The organism is Acidisoma sp. S159, assembly GCF_009766125.1.
Classification (GTDB): Bacteria; Pseudomonadota; Alphaproteobacteria; order Acetobacterales; family Acetobacteraceae; genus Acidisoma.
The window spans coordinates 120,034-142,295 of record NZ_LMUG01000007.1 but is presented as its reverse complement, the minus strand read 5'-3'; the positions used below and the strand labels follow the sequence as shown (position 1 = coordinate 142,295).

General features: G+C 63.0%; 22 protein-coding genes. 11 read left to right on the top strand and 11 right to left on the bottom strand.

Going from position 1 to position 22,262, the window contains the following annotated elements; translation table 11 throughout:
* Positions 1-3: 3 nt before the first annotated feature.
* The 4 genes from GSQ92_RS02535 to GSQ92_RS02520 are packed head-to-tail and all read left to right on the top strand — an operon-like array spanning position 4 to position 5,000.
* The gene (locus tag GSQ92_RS02535) at positions 4-1,023 is read left to right on the top strand and encodes an ABC transporter permease (RefSeq protein ID WP_159012951.1); all 1,020 of its coding nucleotides are present in this window, start codon (positions 4-6) and stop codon (positions 1,021-1,023) included.
* On the top strand, positions 1,020-1,889 hold the full coding sequence (locus tag GSQ92_RS02530; protein ID WP_158804073.1) for an ABC transporter permease: 870 nt from the start codon (positions 1,020-1,022) through the stop codon (positions 1,887-1,889). The genes GSQ92_RS02535 and GSQ92_RS02530 overlap by 4 nt, the downstream gene beginning before the upstream one ends.
* Positions 1,886-3,601 carry an ABC transporter ATP-binding protein gene (locus GSQ92_RS02525; RefSeq protein WP_159012950.1) on the top strand — a complete coding sequence of 572 codons (1,716 nt, stop codon included), beginning with the start codon at positions 1,886-1,888 and terminating at the stop codon, positions 3,599-3,601. Before GSQ92_RS02530 ends, GSQ92_RS02525 begins: the two co-directional genes overlap by 4 nt.
* A 28-nt stretch (positions 3,602-3,629) precedes the next feature.
* Complete coding sequence (locus GSQ92_RS02520) at positions 3,630-5,000, top strand: NtaA/DmoA family FMN-dependent monooxygenase (RefSeq protein ID WP_158804075.1); 1,371 nt, start codon at positions 3,630-3,632, stop codon at positions 4,998-5,000.
* A gap of 193 nt (positions 5,001-5,193) precedes the next feature.
* Here GSQ92_RS02520 and GSQ92_RS02515 read toward each other — a convergent pair whose 3' ends face one another.
* Entirely contained in the window at positions 5,194-6,429 is a 1,236-nt protein-coding gene (locus GSQ92_RS02515; protein WP_158804076.1) for an acyl-CoA dehydrogenase family protein, read from the bottom strand.
* 207 nt (positions 6,430-6,636) lie between these two features.
* Between GSQ92_RS02515 and GSQ92_RS02510 the strand changes: the two genes are divergently transcribed.
* From GSQ92_RS02510 to GSQ92_RS02495, 4 genes are read left to right on the top strand one after another with little or no spacing between them, the layout of a single operon-like run.
* Complete coding sequence (locus GSQ92_RS02510; protein WP_158804077.1) at positions 6,637-7,464, top strand: TauD/TfdA family dioxygenase; 828 nt, start codon at positions 6,637-6,639, stop codon at positions 7,462-7,464.
* Between the two features lie 15 nt (positions 7,465-7,479).
* A complete protein-coding gene (locus GSQ92_RS02505; RefSeq protein WP_158804078.1) occupies positions 7,480-8,832 on the top strand; it encodes an LLM class flavin-dependent oxidoreductase in 1,353 nt (450 codons plus the stop codon).
* A gap of 19 nt (positions 8,833-8,851) precedes the next feature.
* Positions 8,852-9,961 (top strand): LLM class flavin-dependent oxidoreductase, encoded by a 1,110-nt coding sequence (locus GSQ92_RS02500; RefSeq protein ID WP_371418531.1) that lies wholly within the window; start codon positions 8,852-8,854, stop codon positions 9,959-9,961.
* On the top strand, positions 9,962-10,999 hold the full coding sequence (locus tag GSQ92_RS02495; RefSeq protein WP_159012949.1) for an LLM class flavin-dependent oxidoreductase: 1,038 nt from the start codon (positions 9,962-9,964) through the stop codon (positions 10,997-10,999).
* A gap of 135 nt (positions 11,000-11,134) precedes the next feature.
* Here the strand turns inward: GSQ92_RS02495 and GSQ92_RS02490 are convergent, their stop codons facing one another.
* The 5 genes from GSQ92_RS02490 to GSQ92_RS02470 are packed head-to-tail and all read right to left on the bottom strand — an operon-like array spanning position 11,135 to position 15,775.
* Positions 11,135-12,376, bottom strand: coding sequence for an ABC transporter substrate-binding protein (locus GSQ92_RS02490; protein WP_158804080.1), 1,242 nt, complete (start codon positions 12,374-12,376; stop codon positions 11,135-11,137).
* A gap of 31 nt (positions 12,377-12,407) precedes the next feature.
* A complete protein-coding gene (locus tag GSQ92_RS02485; protein WP_158804081.1) occupies positions 12,408-13,106 on the bottom strand; it encodes an ABC transporter ATP-binding protein in 699 nt (232 codons plus the stop codon).
* A gap of 2 nt (positions 13,107-13,108) precedes the next feature.
* On the bottom strand, positions 13,109-13,864 hold the full coding sequence (locus GSQ92_RS02480; RefSeq protein WP_158804214.1) for an ABC transporter ATP-binding protein: 756 nt from the start codon (positions 13,862-13,864) through the stop codon (positions 13,109-13,111).
* Positions 13,857-14,900, bottom strand: a complete 1,044-nt coding sequence (locus tag GSQ92_RS02475) for a branched-chain amino acid ABC transporter permease (RefSeq protein ID WP_158804082.1) — start codon at positions 14,898-14,900, stop codon at positions 13,857-13,859. The genes GSQ92_RS02480 and GSQ92_RS02475 overlap by 8 nt, the downstream gene beginning before the upstream one ends.
* A complete protein-coding gene (locus tag GSQ92_RS02470; RefSeq protein WP_158804083.1) occupies positions 14,897-15,775 on the bottom strand; it encodes a branched-chain amino acid ABC transporter permease in 879 nt (292 codons plus the stop codon). Before GSQ92_RS02470 ends, GSQ92_RS02475 begins: the two co-directional genes overlap by 4 nt.
* A gap of 362 nt (positions 15,776-16,137) precedes the next feature.
* On the opposite strand from GSQ92_RS02470, the gene GSQ92_RS02465 reads away from it, so the two are divergent.
* The 3 genes from GSQ92_RS02465 to GSQ92_RS02455 all read left to right on the top strand — a co-directional run bounded on the left by GSQ92_RS02465 (position 16,138) and on the right by GSQ92_RS02455 (position 17,563).
* A complete protein-coding gene (locus tag GSQ92_RS02465; RefSeq protein ID WP_158804084.1) occupies positions 16,138-16,446 on the top strand; it encodes a UBP-type zinc finger domain-containing protein in 309 nt (102 codons plus the stop codon).
* A 242-nt stretch (positions 16,447-16,688) separates the two neighbouring features.
* A complete protein-coding gene (locus GSQ92_RS02460) occupies positions 16,689-17,123 on the top strand; it encodes a peptidoglycan-binding protein (protein ID WP_158804085.1) in 435 nt (144 codons plus the stop codon).
* A gap of 224 nt (positions 17,124-17,347) precedes the next feature.
* Positions 17,348-17,563, top strand: a complete 216-nt coding sequence (locus tag GSQ92_RS02455) for a hypothetical protein (protein WP_158804086.1) — start codon at positions 17,348-17,350, stop codon at positions 17,561-17,563.
* 914 nt (positions 17,564-18,477) lie between these two features.
* Here the strand turns inward: GSQ92_RS02455 and GSQ92_RS02450 are convergent.
* The 5 genes from GSQ92_RS02450 to GSQ92_RS29945 all read right to left on the bottom strand — a co-directional run bounded on the left by GSQ92_RS02450 (position 18,478) and on the right by GSQ92_RS29945 (position 22,064).
* Positions 18,478-19,476, bottom strand: a complete 999-nt coding sequence (locus GSQ92_RS02450; protein WP_158804087.1) for an ABC transporter ATP-binding protein — start codon at positions 19,474-19,476, stop codon at positions 18,478-18,480.
* Entirely contained in the window at positions 19,473-20,252 is a 780-nt protein-coding gene (locus tag GSQ92_RS02445; RefSeq protein WP_158804088.1) for an ABC transporter permease, read from the bottom strand. Before GSQ92_RS02445 ends, GSQ92_RS02450 begins: the two co-directional genes overlap by 4 nt.
* Before the next feature lie 10 nt (positions 20,253-20,262).
* Positions 20,263-21,117 carry an ABC transporter permease subunit gene (locus GSQ92_RS02440; protein WP_159012948.1) on the bottom strand — a complete coding sequence of 285 codons (855 nt, stop codon included), beginning with the start codon at positions 21,115-21,117 and terminating at the stop codon, positions 20,263-20,265.
* A gap of 95 nt (positions 21,118-21,212) precedes the next feature.
* Positions 21,213-21,761, bottom strand: a complete 549-nt coding sequence (locus GSQ92_RS29950) for an extracellular solute-binding protein (protein WP_371418534.1) — start codon at positions 21,759-21,761, stop codon at positions 21,213-21,215.
* Between the two features lie 30 nt (positions 21,762-21,791).
* Positions 21,792-22,064, bottom strand: coding sequence for a hypothetical protein (locus tag GSQ92_RS29945; RefSeq protein WP_216856725.1), 273 nt, complete (start codon positions 22,062-22,064; stop codon positions 21,792-21,794).
* Positions 22,065-22,262 lie beyond the last annotated feature (198 nt).

Here is a 22,262-nt window from a genome sequence, read left to right as displayed (position 1 = left end):
GCCGTGGGCGTTGTCCAATCCTATCCGGGCGGCCTGCCGGGGAAGGAGGCGCCTGAGGCGTCGCCGGCTTTCGGTCGGGTCTCCCTGCTGCGTCAGATCGGCAACCGGATCGGGGCCGCGCTGCTCGTGATCTGGCTTTCGGTGACGCTGACTTTTGTCGCGCTGCAGGTGGTGCCGGGTGATCCGCTGAAACTGATCATGGGGCCGGGCGCGATCCTGACGCCGCAGGCAATCGCGGTGCTGCGGCAGCAGTTCGGGCTCGATCAGCCGATTCTCTATCGCTATGCCAACTACTTCGTCGGGCTGCTGCACGGCGACCTCGGTCTGTCCTATCGCAGCCAGCAGCCGGTGAGCAGTCTCATCGCCGGGCAGGTATTGCCGTCTTTGGCTCTGACGGGCGCGGCGCTGCTACTCGCCTGGGCGCTTGCGGTCAGCAGCGTCGTCATCAGTGCGCGCCGCAATCGTGTCACCGAGAGTATTGGCCGGTCGGTGGAGGTGACCTTGGGATCGCTGCCGGACTTCTGGCTTGGGCTCATCCTCATCACCGTCTTTGCCTTCACGCTGCATTGGTTCGCCGCCTCGGGCGGTGGCTTCCTTGCGGGGCTCGTTCTGCCAGCGGCGGCGCTGGCGATCCCGCTGGCGGGCTTCCTGGCGCAGGTCATGCGGCAATCCTTCGAGGACGCTCTCGACCAGCCCTTCGCTCTGTCGGCGCGGGCAAGGGGCCTGAGAGATTGGCGCGTTAGGGTGCGCCATGCGCTGCCCCATGCGGCGCTGCCGGCGCTCGCCTTGTCGAGCTGGGCCTTCGGCTGGCTCATCAGCGGCTCAGTGGCGATCGAGGAGATCTTCGCCCGGCGCGGCCTGGGCTCGCTGATCTTCACCGCGGTTTCACAGCGCGACTTCCCGGTCATCATGGGCAGCGTGGTGCTGATCGCCGTCCTCTATGTCTTCATCAACCTGCTGACGGATGTGCTCGCCATCCTTATCGACCCACGCGCCGTGCGGGCGGCGGAAGGCTCGGCGTGAGCGCCGCTTCCATCATGCCGTTTCTCCGTGGTCCTCGCCTTCCGCGCGCCTGGCTTCCGGGTGCCGGGGCAGGGGTCTATCTGGCGATCCTGGTGCTCGCGATCGTGCTGATCGCGGCTGTCCATCCGCAGCTATTGGCGCGGCAGGATCCCTATGACATCGACCCCACCAATGCGTTTTCGGCGCCTAACGCGGCGCATTGGTTTGGCACAGATCAGAACGGGCGTGACACCTTTGCTCGCGTCGTCTACGGCACCGGCTCTTCCCTGCTGGTCGGCGTGGCGGCGATCGTCATCGCGCTGCTTCTCGGCATCATCCTCGGCATCGGCGGTACATTGACCGGGCGCTGGGGAGACATTGCCGCGCGGCGCCTGATCGAGGTTCTGTATGCCTTTCCGCCGCTCGTTCTGGCGCTCGTTTGCATAGCGCTCCTGGGACCTTCGGCGGAGACGCTCGCGGTCGCGGTCGGCTTTGGGGGCGCGGCCGGCTATGCCCGCATCATCCGGGCGAGGGCGCTGGTGGTTACGCAATCGGACTACGTCTTCGCGGCGCGCGCGCTGGGGCATGCGCCATCGCGCATTCTGCTGAACACGATGCTGCCGAATATCGCGCGCCCGCTGCTGCCGCTGCTTACGCTGGGCGTCGCGCAAAGCATCGTTTGGGCGACGGGCCTCAGCTTCCTCGGTCTTGGCGTGCAGCCGCCGAGTTCGGAATGGGGCGCGATGCTGTCGGACAGCCGGAACTACACCGCGATGGCCTGGTGGCTGACGGTCTTTCCAGGCGCCACGATCGCGATCACCGCTTTGTCTCTGACAGCCTTCGGCCGCTACCTGCGGTCGCGGCTGGATGTGGCGCAGTCCGCATGAGCGCTTTGCTGCAATCCCCGCCGCCCGCACCTCTCGTTCAAGTTTTGCATCTGTCGGTGAGTTTTGGCCGTGGGGCCACCACGAACGCCGCCGTGCGCGACATCTCCTTCACGCTTGAGGCGGGCAAGATCCTGGCGCTTGTCGGGGAATCGGGTTCCGGAAAATCGGTCACGGGCCGGGCTCTTCTCGGTCTGGCGGGGACGGGTGCGCGCGTGACGGCGGAAACCTTGGAGATCGAGGGGCATTCGGTTCTCGGTGATCCGGAGCGGCGGTGGCGCGCTCGGCGCGGGCGGCAACTGGGGCTCGTGCTGCAGGATGCGCTCGTTTCGCTCGATCCGTTGCGACAGGTGGGACACGAGGTGGGCGAGGTGCTCGACGCCCATGGCATCGGTACCCGGCGGCAGCGTCATGGTCGCGTCATTGCGGCATTGCGAGAGGCTGGGCTGCCCGAGCCGGAGCGGCGGGCGCGGCAGCGCTCCGGCCAGCTCTCTGGCGGACAGCGGCAGCGCGCCTTGATCGCCGCGGCAATCGCCGGCCACCCGCGCATTCTGATCGCGGATGAACCGACGACGGCCCTCGACAACACCGTGCAGCGGCAGATCCTCGAACTCCTTCGCTCGATTGCGGCGCAGGGGAACGCCATCCTGCTGATCACGCACGACATCGGCGTGGTGAACGAAATCGCGGATCGCGTGGCGGTGATGCGGGAAGGGCAGATCGTGGAAAGCGGCCCTACCGAGGCGATCCTTGGCAATCCGCGGCACGCCTATACGCGCGCATTGCTCGCGGCTCTTCCGGCAGGCAAGGCGAAGGGTGTCCGTCTTTCCGCCGGGACCGCCGTCGCGTCGTCGAGCGAGTTTCGGCATCGCAACCGGCGGAGCTGGGAAAGCGGAACAGCCGGCGTGCGAGGCGGATCGGCGATCGTTGTCGACCGGATCAGCAAGCGTTACGCGACTACCGGCGGCATGGCTGTGACTGCTATCGACCAGGTGAGCTTCACTGTCGGGCACGGCCGCACGCTCGGGCTCGTTGGCGAGTCCGGCGCGGGCAAATCGACCATCGCGCGGATCCTCCTCGGGCTGACGCAGCCAGATTCGGGCAGCGTCACGCTGCTCGGGCAGCCGTGGTCGGGAGTGACGGAGAAGGTGCGGCGCCCTCTGCGGTCATCGCTGCAGATGATCTACCAGGACCCGTTAAGTTCGTTCGACCCGCGCTGGGATGTCGAACGCATTCTGCGGGATGCGTTGCGCGCCATCGGCCTGACGGAGCGTGAGGCGGCGAAGCGCCGCACGCTGCAGCTCCTCGATATCGTCGGTTTGCAGGCGAAGCATCTTCCTGCTGCGCCTTTGCTGCTATCCGGCGGCCAGAGACAAAGGGTTGCCATCGCCCGAGCCCTGGCGTCGGAACCCGCCGTTCTCCTCTGTGACGAACCGGTCTCGGCGCTCGATGCGACAACACAGGCGCAGGTTCTGGATTTGCTGGTCGATATTCAGAAGGCATTCGGGCTGACCTATGTTTTCATCAGCCACGACCTCGCGGTGATCCATCATATGAGCGACGATATACTCGTGCTCAAGGATGGCAGGGTGGTGGAGCAAGGTCCCGCCAGCGAGGTTTGGCGCAGCCCGGCGCATCCCTATACGCAGAGCCTCTTTGCCTCCGTCGCGAAGCCGGGAGGCTTTTCGCGCAGCCTACATCCGGAGGCCGTGTAGCCTACCCGGGCTAGGCTATGATTCTCCCATGACACAGAAACCTCTCTTCTTCGGCCTCTATGAGCAGGCCAACATCGGCGACGGCTCCGGCGCCGCCAGTCTCTGGACTCATCCGCTGGACCGGCGGCTGACCTCGACGACCTTCGATTACTGGCTGCATCTCGCCCGCATCGCGGAGGAGACGCATCTGGATCTGTTTTTCTTCGGCGATGTTCTTGGCATTTACGACGTCTACAAAGCCTCGGCGGAGACGGCGATTTCCTGGGGCGTCGAGCTGCCGGCGCATGATCCGCTCATGCATATTCCTTTCCTGGCGGCGGCGACCCGCAATCTCGCTTTCGGCGCCACGATCTCGACATCTTACGATCATCCCTTTGCCCATGCGCGGCGGCTGAGCACGCTCGATCATCTGACGGGTGGGCGTATCGCCTGGAACATCGTGACATCCTACCTGCCGAGTGCCGCGCGCAATTTCGGGCTCGATGCGATGGTGCGGCATGACGACCGCTATGAGATCGCCGACGAGTTCCTCGACACGGCCTACAAGCTTTGGGAAGGCAGTTGGGCGGATGACGCCTTCATCGGCAGCAAGACGGCGCGGCGCTTCGCCGATCCGTCACGCGTGCGGGCGATCGATCATCGTGGTGCGCATTTCGCCTCGGCCGGTCCGCATGTGAGCCATCCTTCGCCGCAGCGCACGCCGGTGTTGATCCAGGCGGGGTGGTCGCCACGTGGTAAGCGCCTGGGCGCGCGGCATGCCGAGATCATCTTCGCCGGTACCACCAAGCCGGAAGGCGTGAGGCAGGGCATGCAGGAGATCCGCGACCTCGCATCGGCTGAGGGGCGTGACGGCGGTGAGATCAAGGCTTTGGCTGGGGTGCAGATCGTCGTCGGCAAGACTCTCATCGCGGCGCGGGAGAAACTCGAGGACTTCCAGTCCCACTACGATCCGAATGCGACGCTGGCGGCCTATGCGGGCTATAGCGGGCTGGATCTTGCGAAATACGCCGATGACGAGCCACTGACGAAGGTTGGTGGCCACACGGAGTCGGCGGCGGCGCAGGCGCCCGTTCTGGCGGGTGATGTCAGGCGGCGTTACAGCCGCGTCGAAGGCAATAGCGGGCTTACCTGGATCGGCACGGCTTCCCAGATCGCCGACCAGATGCAGGCCTATGTCACGGCCTCCGGCATCGACGGCTTTCTGCTCCACCAGTTCATCTCACCCGGCTCCTACGAGGATTTCGCGGAGCATGTCGTGCCGGAACTGCGGGAACGAGGGCTTTATCGGCAGGACGCGCAACAGGGAACGCTGCGTTCGCGTATCCGAGAAGATGGCGCGGACCGGCTGCCGCCTTCTCACCCGGCCGCGGTGCATCGTTTTCGAGTCAGGGAAGGTTGAGATGGAGTGTTTTGAATTAGTGCGAGATGTCCCTAGTTTGCACCGCTTTTAACTCACCACGTCATGCTCGGCGAAGGCCGAGCATCCACGCCTTGCTTGCGTGACAAAGGCAAGACGTGGATGGCACGCCTTTGCGTGCCATGACGGATCCTTGGTCGCAGTTCGAAATTAGGTCATCACGCCCGAACCGCCCTTAACCCTGGCCGGCAAGCCAGAACGCCGGGGGACGCGTGCCGTTAACGGCATAATCGCCGACTATCCGCTGCTTGTAGATCAGTGGATTGTGCGACGAAACCGTGCGCGCATTCCGCCAATGCCGATCGAGCGACTTCGACCGATCCGTGGCAGAAGCGCCGAGCGCGTCGAACAGCAATTCCGTAGCTTCCAGCACCAGCTTTGCCACAACCGGCTGCGACTGTGAGACGATGATATCCGAGACCACGGCCTCAGCGTCTTCCGCCGCAACATCCCCGGTCTGGCCTATTTCGTACACCCTCTGGGCGGCCGCTGCGCCCTGCAAGGTTATTGCCCCAGCGGCGAAGGCCAGGCCACGGACCTGACCGACAACCTGCAGAACCTGCGGATCGGCGGAGGAAGAGGGGCCTGCAGCATGGGTGTAGGTCCGCGTGCGTGTCGCAACCGAACGCACCAGATCGCGTGTCGCCGCGCGCCCGATGCCGGAAAGCGTCGCGAGATGCACCAGTTGGAAGAAGGCCATGCGGTATTTCGAGCGGCCGGAGAGCGCGTAGATATCGGCGGCGTCTACAGGTGTGTCGACAAAGGTTGTCGTGCCGCTCCCTGTCAGCGTCTGCCCGAAGCCCTTCCAGTCGTCGAGCAGCGTGACACCCGGCCCCGTCGCGGAAACGAGCCCGCTGACAACTTCGCCATCCTGCACCGCCCCGAAGTTGATCCAATCTGCGAAGAGTGCGCCCGTGCTATAGAATTTCGTGCCATTGAGGAGAAGTCGGTCGCCGTCAGTCACGAGCGTCGTCTCGAAGCTGCCAAGCTTGTTATTGGCGCTTTCGCTGAAGCCGCTGCCAACCAACTCGCCCGCGGCGAAACGCGGTAGCCAGCGGGCCCGGCGGCCAAGGTCGCGGGCACTGAGTGTATCCTCAACCGCGCCGAAATGGGCCCGCATTGCCTGCGGCACGTTGGAATCCGCTTCAGCGAGTTCGATCAGCAGCGCGAAGAGTTCCGGCAGGGTCGCGCCGAGCCCGCCCTCGTTCTCGGGGATGCGGGCGGCGCCGAAACCGGCCTCCTTAAGCCAGCGGATCGGCTCATGAGGCAGGATGCGGCCGAGTTCGCGCTCCACGGCACCGGCCTCGATGCGCCGAAAGATAGGCCGGAACCGCTCGGCCAGCGCGTCGTAGGTGGCGGTGTAGGGCGCAGCCCAGGCGGAGGCGGCCTGAGCCGGAACGGCGTGATCCATCTGATTTCCTTCGCTCGGCGGGCGCCTTTAGCCTCTCCGACTGGCGAGCGCGATAATACGAGAAGGAGAGGTTGGTCAAATCATATACCGATCACCAGGGGTTTATAAGCGGCGGTGCCCGGTGTCTTGCGTGAATTGGGAGGCGGTTTAAGATGACGTGTCGCGGGTCGGTTTCGTCGTTCCGCGACGCGCCTAGAGGAGACCGCCTTGAGCTATGACGCGATCACTGTGACGGCCATAACGCCGCGTATCGGGGCCGAAATCACGGGGCTCGATCTCACTAGGCCACTGTCCAACCATCAGGCGACTGAGCTTGGGGCGGCCCTGGTGGAGCATCAGGTGCTGTTTTTCCGGGACCAGGCTCTCGGCCTCGAAAGCCACCAGGCACTCGGACGGCACTTCGGCGCCTTGCATGTGCATCCCAATGTGCCCGGTCCTCCTGGCTATCCCGCGGTCCTGCCGATCCATACCGATGCAACGTCCCGCCGGATCGCGGGCGAGGCCTGGCATTCGGATGTTTCCTGCGACGAGCAGCCGCCCTTGGGCAGCATCCTTCATCTTCATACTGTTCCGCCGATCGGCGGTGATACGCTCTTCGCCAGCATGTTCGCGGCTTATGAGGCGCTGTCGCCACGGATGAAGACCTACCTCGACGGGCTCACCGCCACCCACGCGGGCGAGCACGTCTACCGTTCTCACAACGAGCGCGATGCCGTGCCAGAGAGCGGGCGTGCCTATCCCCGCGCGGTGCATCCTGTGATCCGCACCCATCCGGTGTCCAAACGGTGCGCGCTGTTCGTGAACGCGACCTTCACCACGCGGATCAATGAGCTTCCCGCTGACGAGAGCCGCGCGATTCTGAGCTACCTCTACGAACACGCGGCGCGCCCTGAGTTTCAGGTTCGCTTCCGCTGGTGGCCGAACTCAGTCGCCTTCTGGGACAATCGCAGCACGCAGCACATGGCGCTCTGGGACTATTTTCCCGAGACGCGCTCCGGCTTCCGCGTGACGATCAAGGGCGATCGTCCCGTCTGACGGGAAGGACAAGTTATGAGTAGCCCGCACAGACAGATCCACCTCGCCGGCTTTCTTATCGCCGGACCGGTGGTGCATAGCCACGCGGTCTGGCGCCATCCGCTGACGACGCGGCGTTTCACCGATCCGCGCCTGTACACGGAGGTCGCCCGCGTGCTGGAAGGCGGGCTTTTCGACTTTGTCTTTTTCGCCGATCGGCTCGGCGTCTCGGACCAGCTCAATGGCAGCCGCGATGTCTCATTCCGCTACGGGTCGCAGGATGCCGCGCGGCTGGACCCGATGCCGGTGGTCTCCTATCTCGCCGCGAGCACCAGCCGGCTAGGCCTCGGCGTAACGCGTTCGACGACTTATTTTCAGCCCAACCATATCGTCCGCAGCTTCACGACCCTCGATCATCTCTCCGCCGGGCGCGGGGCCTGGAATGTCGTCACCTCGATGAACGATAGCGAAGGCCGCATGTTCGGGCAGCCAGAGCACATGGATCACGACCGTCGTTACGATCGGGCGGACGAGTTTCTGGAGGTCGCGCTCAAGCTTTGGCGGAGTTGGGACGCGGATGCGCTGATCCACGACAAGGCGAGCGGCTTCTTTGTCGATCCGGCGCGGATCCATCCCGTGCAGCACAAGGGTACTTTCTTCGAGGTCGAGGGGCCGATGAACATGCCGCCGGGGCCCGCCGGTCATCCGGTGATCATCCAAGCCGGCTCCTCCGGGCGCGGACGCCGCTTCGGTGCGCGATGGGCGGAGGCGATCTTCACCATCAACCGCGACATCGAAGAGGCGCGCGCGTTTCGCAGCGATGTGCGCGCCCAGATGGCGCAGCAAGGTCGCGCACCAGACGGTTGCCGCATCCTGACCGCGGTGATGCCCTTCGTCGGGCGCACGAAGGCCGAGGCCATTGCACGGCGGGATGAGCACAATGCGCTCGCTCGTCCGGAACTCGGCATCGCGACCATGTCGGGCCAGCTCAATTTCGACTTCGGCGTCTATGACGGGGCCACATTGGTCGCCGAACTGGCCGAGGATGTCGCGCTGCCCTATGCCGTTAGGGAAAAGCTCGCCGCGATCGGCGGTCCGGGTGCGACGCTGGATAGCCTGGGGCGTATCTGGGCCAGCAGCGTGCGGGTGCCGCAACTCGTCGGCACCGGCGCCGAGATCGCGCGGGAGTTGGCCGCGTGGTTCGAGGCCGAGGCTTGCGACGGTTTTGTTATAAGCCCCGCTTATCTGCCTGGGAGTTTTGCCGAATTCGCATCCGAGGTCGTGCCGGAATTGCAGCGGCTCGGGCTGTTCCGAAAGACTTATGCGGGAACCACCTTGCGCGATCATCTGGGGCTAACGGGTCTCACTCATGAAGCTGTCGCCGCGTGAATGTGGTGGGTAGCGAGCCGTGACAATTCCTCTCGAATTTATCGGCATGATTCAGCCGCGTCTTCAATCGGAGACGCATCCGCCGGACAAATCAGTCGTCATCGACAAAACCTATCTGCGAGCTTTCGCGCAAGCGCATGAGGCGGCCGGCTTCGACCGCGTGCTGATCGGCTATTACGCGGACGCGCCCGATGGGTTCCTGATCGGCAGCTACATCGCCGGACAGACGGAACGCATCGGATTGCTACTGGCGCACCGCCCGGGCTTTGTGGCGCCGACGCTCGCGGCGCGCGCCCTTGCGACGCTCGACCAACTGAGCGACGGGCGGCTTGCCGTCCACATCATCTCAGGTGGCGATGACGCTGATCAAAGGCGGGACGGCGACTTCCTGGGCAAGGACGATCGGTATGCGCGGACCGAGGAATACGTGCGGATCCTGAAGGATGTCTGGACCGCTTCCGCACCCGTATCGCATCGCGGCCGCTACTATCAGTTCGAAAATGCCGGCATTCAGGTGCGCAGTGTGCAGCAGCCGCATATTCCCATCTATTTCGGTGGCGCCTCCCAGGCCGCGATCGACGTCTCTGCCAAACATGCCGATGTCTTCGCGCTTTGGGGGGAAACTCAAGCGCAGGTGAAGGACATCACGACGCGGGTCCGGGCGGCGGCCGTGCTGCAAGGACGCGACTTGCGCTTTAGCCTCTCCTTCCGGCCGATCCTTGGCGCGACCGAAGACGCTGCCTGGGCGCGAGCGCATGACATTTTGGAAACGACCAAGCGTGTTGCCGGCAAGGCGTGGCTGGGCGGTAGCGCGTCGGGGGCTCCTCAGAACGAGGGGTCGCGCAGGCTGCTCGAAGCCGCGGCGCAGGGTGACCGATTGGACAAGTGCCTGTGGACGAGTATCGCCAAGGCGACCGGCGCGCGGGGCAATACCACTGCCCTCGTTGGCACGCCGAAGCAGGTGGCAGAGACGCTTCTGGATTACTGGCGTCTTGGCGTTTCGACTTTTCTCATCCGTGGCTTCGATCCTTTGGAAGACGCCGTCGAATGCGGCAAAGAGCTGCTGCCCTTGACGCGGGAATTGGTCGCGGAAGAGACCGCTCGCAACCCCGAGCGGCGGCTCGCCTAGGTGGCGGCCCGACCCCGCTTCGGCATCTGGGCGCTGGTGCATGGCAGCCGGGGCGCTCTGCAAGACCCGGAAGAGCCCTTCGACGCGTCATGGGATCGCAACCGCAGGCTCGTGCTCGAAGCGGAGGCGCTCGGCTTCGAGAGCACGCTGATCGCTCAGCATACGGTCAATCCCTATGACGATGAATGGGATGAGATCGAAGCCTGGACGGCTGCGGCGGCGCTCGCCGCATTGACGACCCGGATCGAGATCATCGCGGCGATCAAGCCGTCGCTCTATCATCCCGTCGTGCTCGCCAAAATGGCCCAGCAGATCGAGCATATTTCCGGGGGCCGTTTCGCCATCAACCTGGTCAATGCCTGGAACCGCGCGGAATACGAGAAAGCGGGCATTCCCTTCGCCGAACATGACGAGCGCTATGCTTACGGCAATGAATGGATCGGCATTGTCGAAGCGCTGATGAGCGGCCGGCGCGTCTCGCATGAGGGTCGCTACTTCAACATCCGCGACTATCAGATTCGCCCGACGGACCCGTTTCGCGCGCGGCCGCTGATTTATGTCGGCGGTGAATCGGCCCCGGCGCAGGAGCTTGTGGCCGCGCATGGCGATGTTTGGTTCATCAATGGGCAGAGTTTGGACAATGTCGGCGCTCTGATCGCGGGCGTTGCGGAGCGGCCGCGCCAGGGCGCGCCGCTGCGCTTTGGTCTATCGGCTTTCGTCATCGCGCGGGAGAGTGCGGAGGAGGCTCAGGCGGCCTTCGCGCGGCTGGTGGCGCTGTCCGAGAAGGACCGCGTCATTCGCGAAAAGCAGACAGCGAATACCGACCCACAGGTGGTGATGAAGCACACCCATGCGCTGAACCTGAGGAAGGGGCCCGTCATCGGCACGAATGGCGGCACGGCCGCCGGCCTCGTTGGCAGCTACGAGGAGGTCGCCGAGCGCATGTTGCAGTTCCAGCCCTTCGAAGCGGAGATGCGCCGCTTCGCCGCCGAGATCATGCCCCGCGTCCGGCGACGGAAGGAATCACGCGGCGCCTAGGCTCGAATGAGCCAGTATTGAACCGCGGCACGAAGGATCCGTCGTGGCACGCGAAGGCGTGCCATCCGCGTCTTGCCTTGGCCCCGCGAGCAAGACGTGGATGCTCGGCCTTCGCCGAGCATGACGTGGAATTGGCTATCCATTCGGCGCGGCAGCGCAGCGTGGGTTGCCGGTATCGGTCGGGGCGACCGCGATCACGTTCAGGGGCGCGATAAGGGCTGGGCCGATGAAGGGGAACGGATAGGGATTATTGTTTGTGGCGATCACCAAGCCGGTCGGCTGACCAATCTGCACCTGGTGATCGCAAGCGCGCACAACGAGCGGGCCCGCGATCGACGCGTAGTGCAGGCCTTCCAGCACCTTCTCCACCTTCGCGAAATCCGTCGATCCCGCCTGGTTCATGGCGATGGCGGCAAGCTCGGTGGAGATATAGGACTTGCCCACGGACGCTGTCGGCCAGGGGATCGGCGTATTGGCATAGGCATTGTGCCAGGTGGCGACAAAGGCTTTATTCTCGGCGCTATCGATCGTCGGCTGGTAGACATCCGATCCGATATCGCCGATCGCCGCATTGCCAACGCCCTTGAGGATTTCCGGATCCGCCAGGAAGGTGCCGCCGATGCGGGGCTTCAGCCCGAAGCTGCTGCCCTGGTTGAGCAGCTTGATGAGGTCGGCGCCCCAATCGGCCGTCAGCACGAAATCCGCGCCCGACGCCTGGATCTGCTGCAGATAGGGCGAGAAATCCGCCGTCCCGCGAGGATGGAAGACACTGCCGACAACCTCCACGCTTGGGTCGATCCCCTTCAGCGCGGTTTTGAAGCCGGTTTCGGATTCATGTCCAAACGCGTAGTCCTCATTCAACAGGAACACCTTCTTCACCTGCGGATAGGCGTGCTGCATGGCATAGACGATGGCCGAGGCATGCATCGAGGTATTGGAGGCGACGCGGAACAGCGCGGGCTGGAAGCGCGCGCCCGTCATGTCATCGGCCTCGCCCGCGAAAGCCACCACCGGCACATGGTATTTCTGCCCTACCGCGACTAGAGCATTGACCACGTCCGAGCCCGAAGCCCCGATGATAGCCTTGGCGTTATCGTTGAGCACCGCATCGGTCACTTTGCGCTTGGTGGTGGCCGCGTTGAGTTCGGTGTCGATGATGTCGAGCTTGATGGGATGGCCATTGACGCCGCCGGCCTTGTTGATTTGCTGCACGGCGAATTGCACGCCCGCCAGGTTTTGCGCGTCGGTCACCTTGAACGGTCCCGACTGGATGATCGCCGCCACAAAGACGATGGGGTCCTTAGCGGCGGCGCGAGCCGGTTGAAGTGCTGCCAGTCCGATCCCGGCCGTCGCGCCGAGTAGAAGGGTCTTGAACATGGGTCTTCCTCGTTCTGATACGCCGTGATGGCTAGACTTCGAGAAATTCTCGTCGAATTTCGTGATTGTCCTGAAGGTCGTCGGGCTTACCGTGAAATACGGTCTTACCCTTGGCCATGACATAGATGCGCGCCGCGATCCGGCTCGCGACGGCGAGCTTGGACTCCACGACAAGGACGGAGGTGCCCGAAGCCGCAAGCGCCAGAAGCGTCCGTTCGAGGGCCTGCACGATGACTGGCGCCAACCCCTCGGTCGGTTCATCCACCAACAGCACGCGCGGCTCCGCCATCAATGCGCGGCCGATCGAAAGCATCTGCTGCTCGCCGCCCGATAGCGTATTGCCCCGCGCGCGCAGCTTTTCCTTGAGCCGGGGGAAGTAGCCGAGCACACGGTCGATGGATGCTGGCACCTGGCTGCGGTCGTGCCAGATTCCCATCGAGAGATTCTCGGCCACGGTGAGCTTCGGAAAGATCAGCCGCTCCTCGGGAACATAGCCAATTCCACGGCGCGCGATGGCATAGGCGGGCAGGCCCGTGATGGCAGCCCCATCCAAAGACACGGCGCCCGCATTGGGGACGAGCAGGCCCATGAGGCATTTCAGGGTGGTCGATTTTCCGGCGCCATTGCGGCCCAGCAGGCAGACGACTTCGGAGGCCCCGCTGTGCAGGGACACATCCTGTAGGATCTGGCTCCGGCCATAACGCGCCTGGAGGTGTTCGACCCGCAGCATGGTCAGGCCGCCTCCTCGCCGAGGTAGACGCGCCGCACATCCGGGTTGGCATTGATCTCGGCGGGCGTGCCCTCGGTCAAGACCAGCCCATAGTCGAGCACGGTGATGCGGTCCGAGAGCGCATAGACCACGTCCATGTCATGTTCGACGAGGATAAGCGTCCGCTTGCCGATGGTGGCCTGAAGTACGGCGATGAGATCGCGGGTTTCGGCTGCCGAAAGGCCGGCCGCCGGCTCGTCCAGAATGATCAGCTCGGGCTGCTGCGCCAGGACTAGAGCAATATCCAGCCGGCGCTGCATGCCGTAGGGCAAATTGTCCGCGCGTTCCTGCAGGGCGCGGCCCAGACCTACCATCTCGGCGACAGCGGCGACTTCCGTGAAGATGGTGTCCAAACGCCGGAGCAGGCGCCGCGGACTGACATGCAGCCCGCGATATCGCAGAATGGCATTGCGGATATTCTCGCCGACCGTCATCTCGCCGAAGAGGCTGAGGATCTGGAACGAACGTGAAATGCCCAGGCGATTGCGCCGGTGGGGTGGTAGACGCCGGATGCTCTTGCCGCGAAACAGGATGTCCCCCGCATCCGGCTGATGAGCACCCGTAATCACGTTGATCAGCGTGGTCTTGCCCGCGCCGTTTGGGCCGATCAGGCCGCGTCTTTCACCGGCGCGGACGGATAGATCCAGATCGACCAGCACCGGGGTGCCCGCAAATGCCTTCGCGATCCCGTCCAGACGGAGCAAGGGAGTCTCAGACATTCGCGGCCGCCTGCGGGCGCAAGGCGAGGCGCCACAGTGACTTCACAAGGCCAGTGATACCGCCGGGCGCGAAGAGCACGACAAGGATGAAGGCCAGTCCCAGCCAGATCTGCCAGTGCGGCGTGAGGGCGGAGAGCCAGTCGCTCGCCGCGATATAGACGACCGCGCCGATCAGCGGCCCCCAGAACCAGACGCTGCCGCCGAGGAAAGCGATGATGACGACCGTCGTCGAGAAGGACAGGTCGATGCTGTCGGTCGATACGAAGCTGTTGTCGATGGCCCACAGCGCTCCGGCGACGCCTGCAAGTCCTGCGGCGAGAGTGAAATTCGCGAGCTTCACCCGATGGGTATCGTAGCCGAGGAACGCCGCGCGTTTTTCATTGTGCTTGACTGCCACAACGGCACTCCCAAAGGGCGTCAGTTCCAGAAGCGCCCAGGCCGCGACCGCCACGGGGATGAGGATGGCAAGCACGAGAAGATAGGTCTCGCTGATGCCGGGACTGTCCAGATGCCAGCGCGGCAGCAGCATCAGGCTGCTCGGCATGAAGCTGTCCAGCCCGTCCGTGCCCCCGGTCGCCGCATGCCATTTGAATGCGACGGCGTAGAACAATGCCGCGATCGCGAGCGTCGTCATCGAGAAATACGCGCCTGAGCGGCGCACGCAGATCTGGCCGATGAGGTAGCCGAGGACAGAGGCGGAAAGTCCGGTTGCCAGGATGAGGAGCGGGACTGGCAACCCGGCAAAGCTTTGCAGCAACAGGGCTTGCGTATAGGCCGCGAAGCCGAAGAAGGCGGCGTGGCCGAAGGACAGAAGGCCGGAATATTTGAACAGGATGTTGAAGCTGATGGCGAATAGGCCAAGGCAAACAGCCTGGCCGAGGTCATTGATGGTGGCACGAGAGAACAGTGCGGGAGCGGCGACGAGCACCGCGAGAAGTGCCACTGTCACCAACGCTTCCACCGTCGCGTGCAGATTCAGTACCTGTGCGCGTCGCGGGGACCGTGCTTCGGCCAAGGCATCGGGATAGGCCGTCACGCGGATTTGGCCCCGAACAATCCGACGGGCCGGAACAGGAGGACGCCACCCAGGACGGTGAACGGGAAGAACATGGCGTAAGCCGAAAAGAAAACGCTGCCGAAGCCCTGTACGAGCCCCAGCAGACCCGCGACGATGAAGGCGCCCGGCAAGCTGCCTAGGCCGCCGGCAACGACAACGATGAACGCCTGGACCAGGGCATCGTCCGCCATGGCCGGGTAAACTCCTTCAAGCGGCGCCATCACCACGCCCGCGAAGGCGGCGAGGTAAAGGCCGACGGCAAAAACCAGCGTGTAGATGTCGCGAACCTTGAAGCCGAGCGCGCCGACCATCTCGGGATGCACGGATGCGGCGCGGATCACCATGCCGAGGCGCGTGCCCAACAGTAGGGCCGCGATGACGCAGACGAGGACCATCGCCGCGCCGATAATGAACAGGTGATAGACGGGCAGGGTCGCGCCGAGCACGGTGATGCGCCCCGCGAGACTTGGCGGCGGCGCGACCGCGAAAGCACTGTCGCCCCAGACCAGCTTGCTCGCTTCCGCGATGACATAGGCGAGCCCGATCGTCAGCAGAAGCTGCGAGGCATGTCCGGCCCGATAGAGTTTCGCGAAGAGCAGTCTTTCGAGGATGACCCCTGTGACGGCGACCAGCAGGGGAGCGAGCAACAGGGCAGCCCAGAAGCTGCCGGTGGCGCCCGCGACCGTATAGGCGACGTAGCCGCCCAGCATGTAGAAGGAGGTATGGGCGGCGTTGAGGAAGCCCAGCATGCCGAAGACAACGGTCAATCCAGCCGCCACCATGAAGGCAAGGCTCCAATAGGTAAGCGCGTCCAAGGAGCCGGCGACCAACAGGCTCGCGACATGGGAACTCATCGCGAAGGCCTGGGTTCCCAGTGGTTTTCGCTACACCTGGCCTCGATAAAAGCACTCACGATAGTGAATTCCCGCCGATCACTCTCCGCACGGCTCAGCTTGGGTAACCCCTGTCCATAGCTGTCTATACTAACATAGGACGATGACATATGGGTATTTACCCTCTTTGGCGTACGGGTGGCAAGTCGGCACTGTTGTCTCGCCAGAGAGCTTTGGTGTGGTTGGGGGTGGCCTCGCAGGCGGCCGTGGTCGCTTCGATGAGAGATCCCGCGCTATAAGTCCTCAGTCGAATTTGGGCAGAACCGATTCGATCAAGACGGGAACTACCCCAAATATCCTGGTGAAGAATGCGGAGGCCACCCATGACCAAGAGATGCACGCACCTCGATCAAATCGCAGTCGTCGCGCCGAGCGCTCGCGGCTGCACGGAATGCCTGAAGATGGGCGCCGAGTGGGTGCACCTGCGTGTCTGCCGGGTCTGCGGCCATGTCGGCTGCTGTGATGATTCCCCTCATCGCCACGCAACCAAGCATTACCACGCCACGAAGCATCCCGTGATTGAAGGCTATGATCCGCCCGAGGGTTGGGGCTGGTGCTTCATCGACGAGGTGATCATCGACCTGGGTGACAACACAACACCCCAAGACGGACCTATTCCTCGATTCTACTGACGCCGGGGCACTTCGCGCAGCGACAAAGACTATTCCACTCGAAAAAGTCGAACTAATGCCGACGGGTGTAGTGCGATGTCTGCGGTGTTTTGTGTTCACGGTCGAGCATGACAATCCTCGTATCGACTGGGTCAGGGCGGGCTCAACCTTAGGTTGATGCTGCCCGCGTGATCGCCTATGTCACCGGATACCGGTCGAGGCACAACGCTCGCGAGCGGATGGCTGAACAGGGAATGCACGTTATGAAATTGCACACATATTCCGCCGTCATGGCGCTCGGAGCGGCCATCTCTTTGGCTGCCTGCTCAAGCGCCCCCAAACCTGAGCCTGTCGTGGCCCCGGCCGTCGTGGCCGCGCCGGCGCCCGTCGCAAGCGATCCTGCCCAGAATCAGGCGTCGCATGATTTGGTCCAGCAGGTTCAGACAGCTCTGAAGCAGGATCACCTCTACGGCGGCCGCGTCGATGGAGCCTGGGGCCCGCGCACACAGCACGGCGTAACCCTATTCCAGAAGCAACATCAGCTGCCCACGAACGGCCAGCTTGACGATGCAACCCTGCACGCGATGAACCTCCAGGCGCCGGCGCCCGATACGGCCGCGCCCGCGACCGGCACGGGAAACACGGATACCGCTCCCCCTGCTGGCGATGACACCGCCGCGCCGTCCACACAGCCCTAAGGCTGGTATGTCACCTCCGCACGAGGAATCGTTGCTCTCGTGCGGAGCAAGCGCGCACAAAGCGGCATCTTCTCGCCGGGATCACCAACGCAGCCCCGCAACTGGCGGTATCGCCAGCCAAGGACTAAGAGTTATCGCTCGAGAGTTATCCCCTCCGCGCACACAAAACAGAATTCCCGAGGCTAGGCTGCCCTGCTACCCTCAACGGGCCAGCAGGAAGGTGAATGATGGTCAGATCGGTCGTGAGCGTTGTGCGGGTTGGAGACGGCCGCTTCGCGATCCTGATGCTCGACCCCGCGGCCGCCGAGCCGCAACATCGGAAAGGTCGCTCGGATGACCCTCACGGCTACACGGAAGCCGAGCTTCGCTCCATCCTGAGCAAGTGCTACCGCCTGACATCCAGCGAGATCGAGGAGCGCATCGCGGTTGCCCGGAGTTGATGCGTTAGCTCTCGACTTTCCGCATTCCGCGCGCGTAGCTTTGTGGACAGATAATCGAGTTATCCCCAAATCAAGCCGAAGGACGCGAGCGGGTGACGGCTTCGCACGTGAACAAGCGCGCCCTCAGAGGAAAATCTGACTCACAGCGCCAAGCGGGCCCGCACGAATCCCAGAAGTCAGGTCGACCTTTTGCGCCACAAAGCGGAGACGTCGCGCCAAAGCAAACCGTTGACCCGTTCACTGACTACGGTAAACCGACACCATATTTTGAGATGCACTGCCCAAAAATGCCAGCGACGGGGGGATTGCCTCCAGGCTTCATGAAAAGCGGACAATGACTCGGATTGCACCAACTTCGTGTCGGGGTGCTTCCGAAATGACGGCGCCTATTCGGGGACGGCCGAAGGCGGAACCTGCTCTAAAATTCTGTAAGTGGCTGTAGCGAGGCAGCTAGAAGGCCTATGCCAGTAGTCCGTGATTGCAACTGCCGAACCGCAAGGCGCCTCCCCGCCGCCAGCCGCCCACGACCGCTGGGGCGTTTCCTCCGAGCCTCTAACTCTACGTCGAAAAGCTAAGTTGCAGCAGGCTCCGGCGAGGATAATCTCAAAATATAGTCTTGATCGTCCATATATTTAATTGAAGAGAACATTTTAGGACAGAGTTATGTTACGGACTATGGGGTTAGCGATGTTCCTCGCGAGCGGTCTCTTGTTAACGCTGGCGATTTTAGGGTCACCCGGGTCTAGATTGGATGTTCCGACCAGCATCTTCGAGAGACAAGCCGCGTATCTCGCGGGCCAGTGACTCAGAGACTTCGCCAAACGCGGCGTTAGGCGATCCGCTGGCCTACAGAGACTAAGGATCGAGAAGGTGAGGAGGCCCCGGGCCTCTTCACCCAGCACGCTCTCAAGACGTCAGTCTTTCAGGTGCCGTATGTTTTGTGGAAGGATCGAAATACTCACCTCCGTCCCAACCGCGATCTGAACGGCGTCCGGCCGATTAAGTGCATCGCATTTCAGCTGCACCCCGGCGACCTGTAGCTCCGTCCTCACGATCGATCCCAGCAGCCGCACGGCAAGGATACGCGCGCGCGCCGTCACGCCCTCGTCCATGCCGATCCGGACTGCCTCCGGATGGATCGCCCAGGCGGCGCTGCTCTCCTGGCCGAAGACACGGCTGATCTCAGGTGGTTCGAGCACGTTGAAATCGCCAATGAAGCGAGCGACGGCACGGTTCGCGGGGCGGTTATAGACCTCCAGCGGCGTGCCGACCTGAAGGAAACGACCCTCCTGCATAACCGCGATCTGGTCGCCGATGACCAGCGCCTCCTCCTGGTCATGGGTCACGAACAGCCCGGTGAAACCGAGTTCCCGCTGCAGGCGCATCAACTCCTCCCGCAGTCTCTTGCGGATCTGCGCGTCGAGCGCCGACATCGGCTCGTCGAAAAGCAGCAGCTTGGGTTCCATGATCAACGCACGAGCGAGAGCGACGCGTTGACGTTGACCGCCTGACAGCACACGAGGCCGCACCGTCGCCCGCTCCATGAGACCCACGAGATCGAGCATGGCGCGAACGCGGTTGCGAATCTCCTCGCGCGGGAGTTTCAACTGCTGCAGCCCAAAGGCGAGATTCTGCGCCACCGTAAGGTTCGGAAATAGTGCATAGTGTTGGAAGACCATGCCGATGCCGCGCCGTTGCGGCGGCGCGCGGGTCATGTCCTGACCATCGATCAGCACCCGCCCGCTGTCGGGGTCGGTCAGGCCCGCGACGACCCGCAGCAATGTCGTCTTGCCACAGCCGGAAGGGCCAACAAGCACGCACATCACGCCGCGCGGAATGGCTAGGTCGATATCCGCAAAAATATTGGCGTCGCCAAATCGCTTGCTGAGCTTTTGGAGAGTGACAAAGCTCATGCCGCGCGATCCTGCCTGCCAGAGACCGTCAGCAGCACGCTGGTCGCGATAGCGACGATGAGGAAATAGGCTGTGATCAGCACGCTCAATAGATGGCCACTGCCAGAACTCAGCACGTTCATCAAGATCTGCAATGTCGGGTAGCTGCCGCCGACCAGCAGGTTGGCATAGACGAACTCGCTCACCGCGAGCGAGAAATTCATGACGATACCGACGACAAATCCCGGCATGACGCAGGGCAACACGACACGGCGAAGCACGGCGAAGTCCGAGGCGCCTAGGATACGGCCCGCTTCGAGAAACTCGCTTACTGGCAAGGCCCGCAGGTTGTTCTTCATCGGCACGTAGAAGAAGGCGACCCCGAGCGGAACGTAGCCCAGTAGGAGAATCCAAGGTGTGCCCGTCAACACCACGCCGTAGTTGCCCGCATAGAGCCGCAACAGGCCGACCGCCAGCACGATGCCAGGCACTGCATAGGGAAGAATGACCAGCGCCGCGAGCCATCGATCGAGCCTCGGCAAATAGCAGTGGGCGGCCAGCACTGCCGGCACGCTGACGCAGGTGGCGATGACGAGTGCCCCGAAGGAGACGACGAGCGAATGCCAGATCGCGACCGTAAAGCGCGGATCATGCAGAAGCTGCTCGACCCAGCGCCAGGTATAGCCGGTCGGCAGGATGCTGCCGGCCCAATCTGTCGCCACTGCATTGAGGGCAACCGCGATCACTGGCAGGATCTGCACCAGAGCAACGAAGGTGACCACCACCCAGTCAAGCACCGAGCCGCGCCTAACCATCCCGGCGGCGATGCAAGAGGATTTGCTCGAGCACGATCGGAATCGCCAAGCCGATCACGAGCAGGCTTGCCAGGGCGTCTGCAAGATGCGGGTCGGAGAAGACATCGCCCGCCAACAACTCGCCAATTCGAATAGTCACGATATTCGCATTCCCGCCCACCAGCGCATAGGCGGTGGCATAAGTGCCCATCGCATTGGCAAAGAGAAAAACGAATGCACTGATCAAGGCGGGTGCGAGAATTGGCAGGCCAATCCGCAGCCAGAAAACGCGGTCGGAGGCGCCCATGACACGGGCGGCGTCGCGCAGATCGGGCGTAATCGCCTCGAGCGCCGGCATCAGCAGCAGAAGGCCGAGCTGGAACTGAAAATAGACATAGACGGCAACCAGTCCGCTCAGGGAATAGATGTTGAGCCCATGGATCCATCCGGCATGGACAAGCAGCAGAGTGAAAAAACCTGCTAGGCCGAACATGATGATGAAGGCAAAAGCGATGGGGAAACCGGTGAAATTCGCGCCGATGGTTGCATAGACCAGCAGCGCTCGACTGACGCCCTTCGGCACGCGGCGCAGCACCACAGCGACGGGCAAAGCGATCACAACGCCAAGCACGGCCGTTGCGAGGGAAAGCTCGACGCTCAGCAGAAAGGCATTGCGTTGAAAGGGGCTCGCGAGAATCGCCGCGTAATTCCCCAGCGACCAACCGCTATCCGTATGAAGCCCATCGAGACCCACCACGATCAGCGGCAGGATCTCGAACAGCAGCAACATCAGCAGCAGCGGCGCGGCGGCCAAGATCGCGAGCTGGCTGCCTCGGCCTCCTTCGCTCGCCGCCAAACGCCTCGCCATCACGCGGTTCGCATAGTCTCACATTTTCGACGCCACGTCGTTCTGCCAATCAGTGATGAGAACCTTCGCACTGTCCGTCCAAGCATTCACATCCATCAGCCGCGCCTTGGCATATTGCGAGGAGGACAGCATCCGTGCCGAGGCGTCGGGCGGCAGGTTATTTGGTCGATACGGATAGGTCGCGCATAGCCGCGCGCAAAATCGATTTGTCCGGCGTCGGAGAAGGCGTATTCGCGCACCAGCTTGGCAATGTTCGGTCGCTTGGAAAAGGCACTGATCATCGTCGTATAGCCGCCGGTCGCCGAACCATCCGCCGGAATGACAACATCCCATTTGTCCTTGCCCGCGATGTCCCTATAGGCCAGCGCATTGAAGTCCCAGACGACACCCACCTCAACCTCTCCCTTTTCCATATTGGACGGGAAGACATTGATCGGCAGGAGACGTTTCTGTTTGGCGAGTTCAGCATAGAAGTCGATCGCGGGCTTCAGATTGGCCTCGCTACCACCGAGAGCGAAGGCAGTTGCCAAAACCCCTACATTCGACTGCGTCGCCTTGCCGACCTCTCCTATCGATACCTTGTAGTCGCCATGCAGCAGGTCGGCGAAAGTCTTGGGCGGGTTCTTGACGCTCTTTGAGATCAGCAGGGCAATCGTGCCTGTGTAGCTCAGCGCTCATTGCCCGTCCTTGTCGCGCGCCCAGGCGGGGATTTTGTCCCAGTTGGTGGTCCGATAGGGCAGGCTCAGCCCCTTCTTCACAACAAAAGGCGCGAACTCGATACCGATCTCCGTGATATCAGCAGAGGGGTTGTTGCGCTCAGCGATGATCTTCTCGATCGCTTCACCGCTTGACATGTCGGTGTCGGTGTGGGTGACGCCGTATTGCTCTGTCACAGCCTTCCAGATCTCACCCCAATTCGCCCAATCATCGGGCATGCCGAGGCTCACCACTTTTCCTTCATTCCGGGCTGCACTCGCCAAATCCGATAGTGATTATGCCCGCGCCGCGAAGGGCGTTCCCGCAATCGCCAGACCCAGACCAATCATGACGCCACGACGTGTAGGCATAGTGAAACCTCGCCTTTCGATTACAAACGCGCTTGCGGGCGGCCGAACGAACGGTTCAATCGCTCTATCGTGCATCAT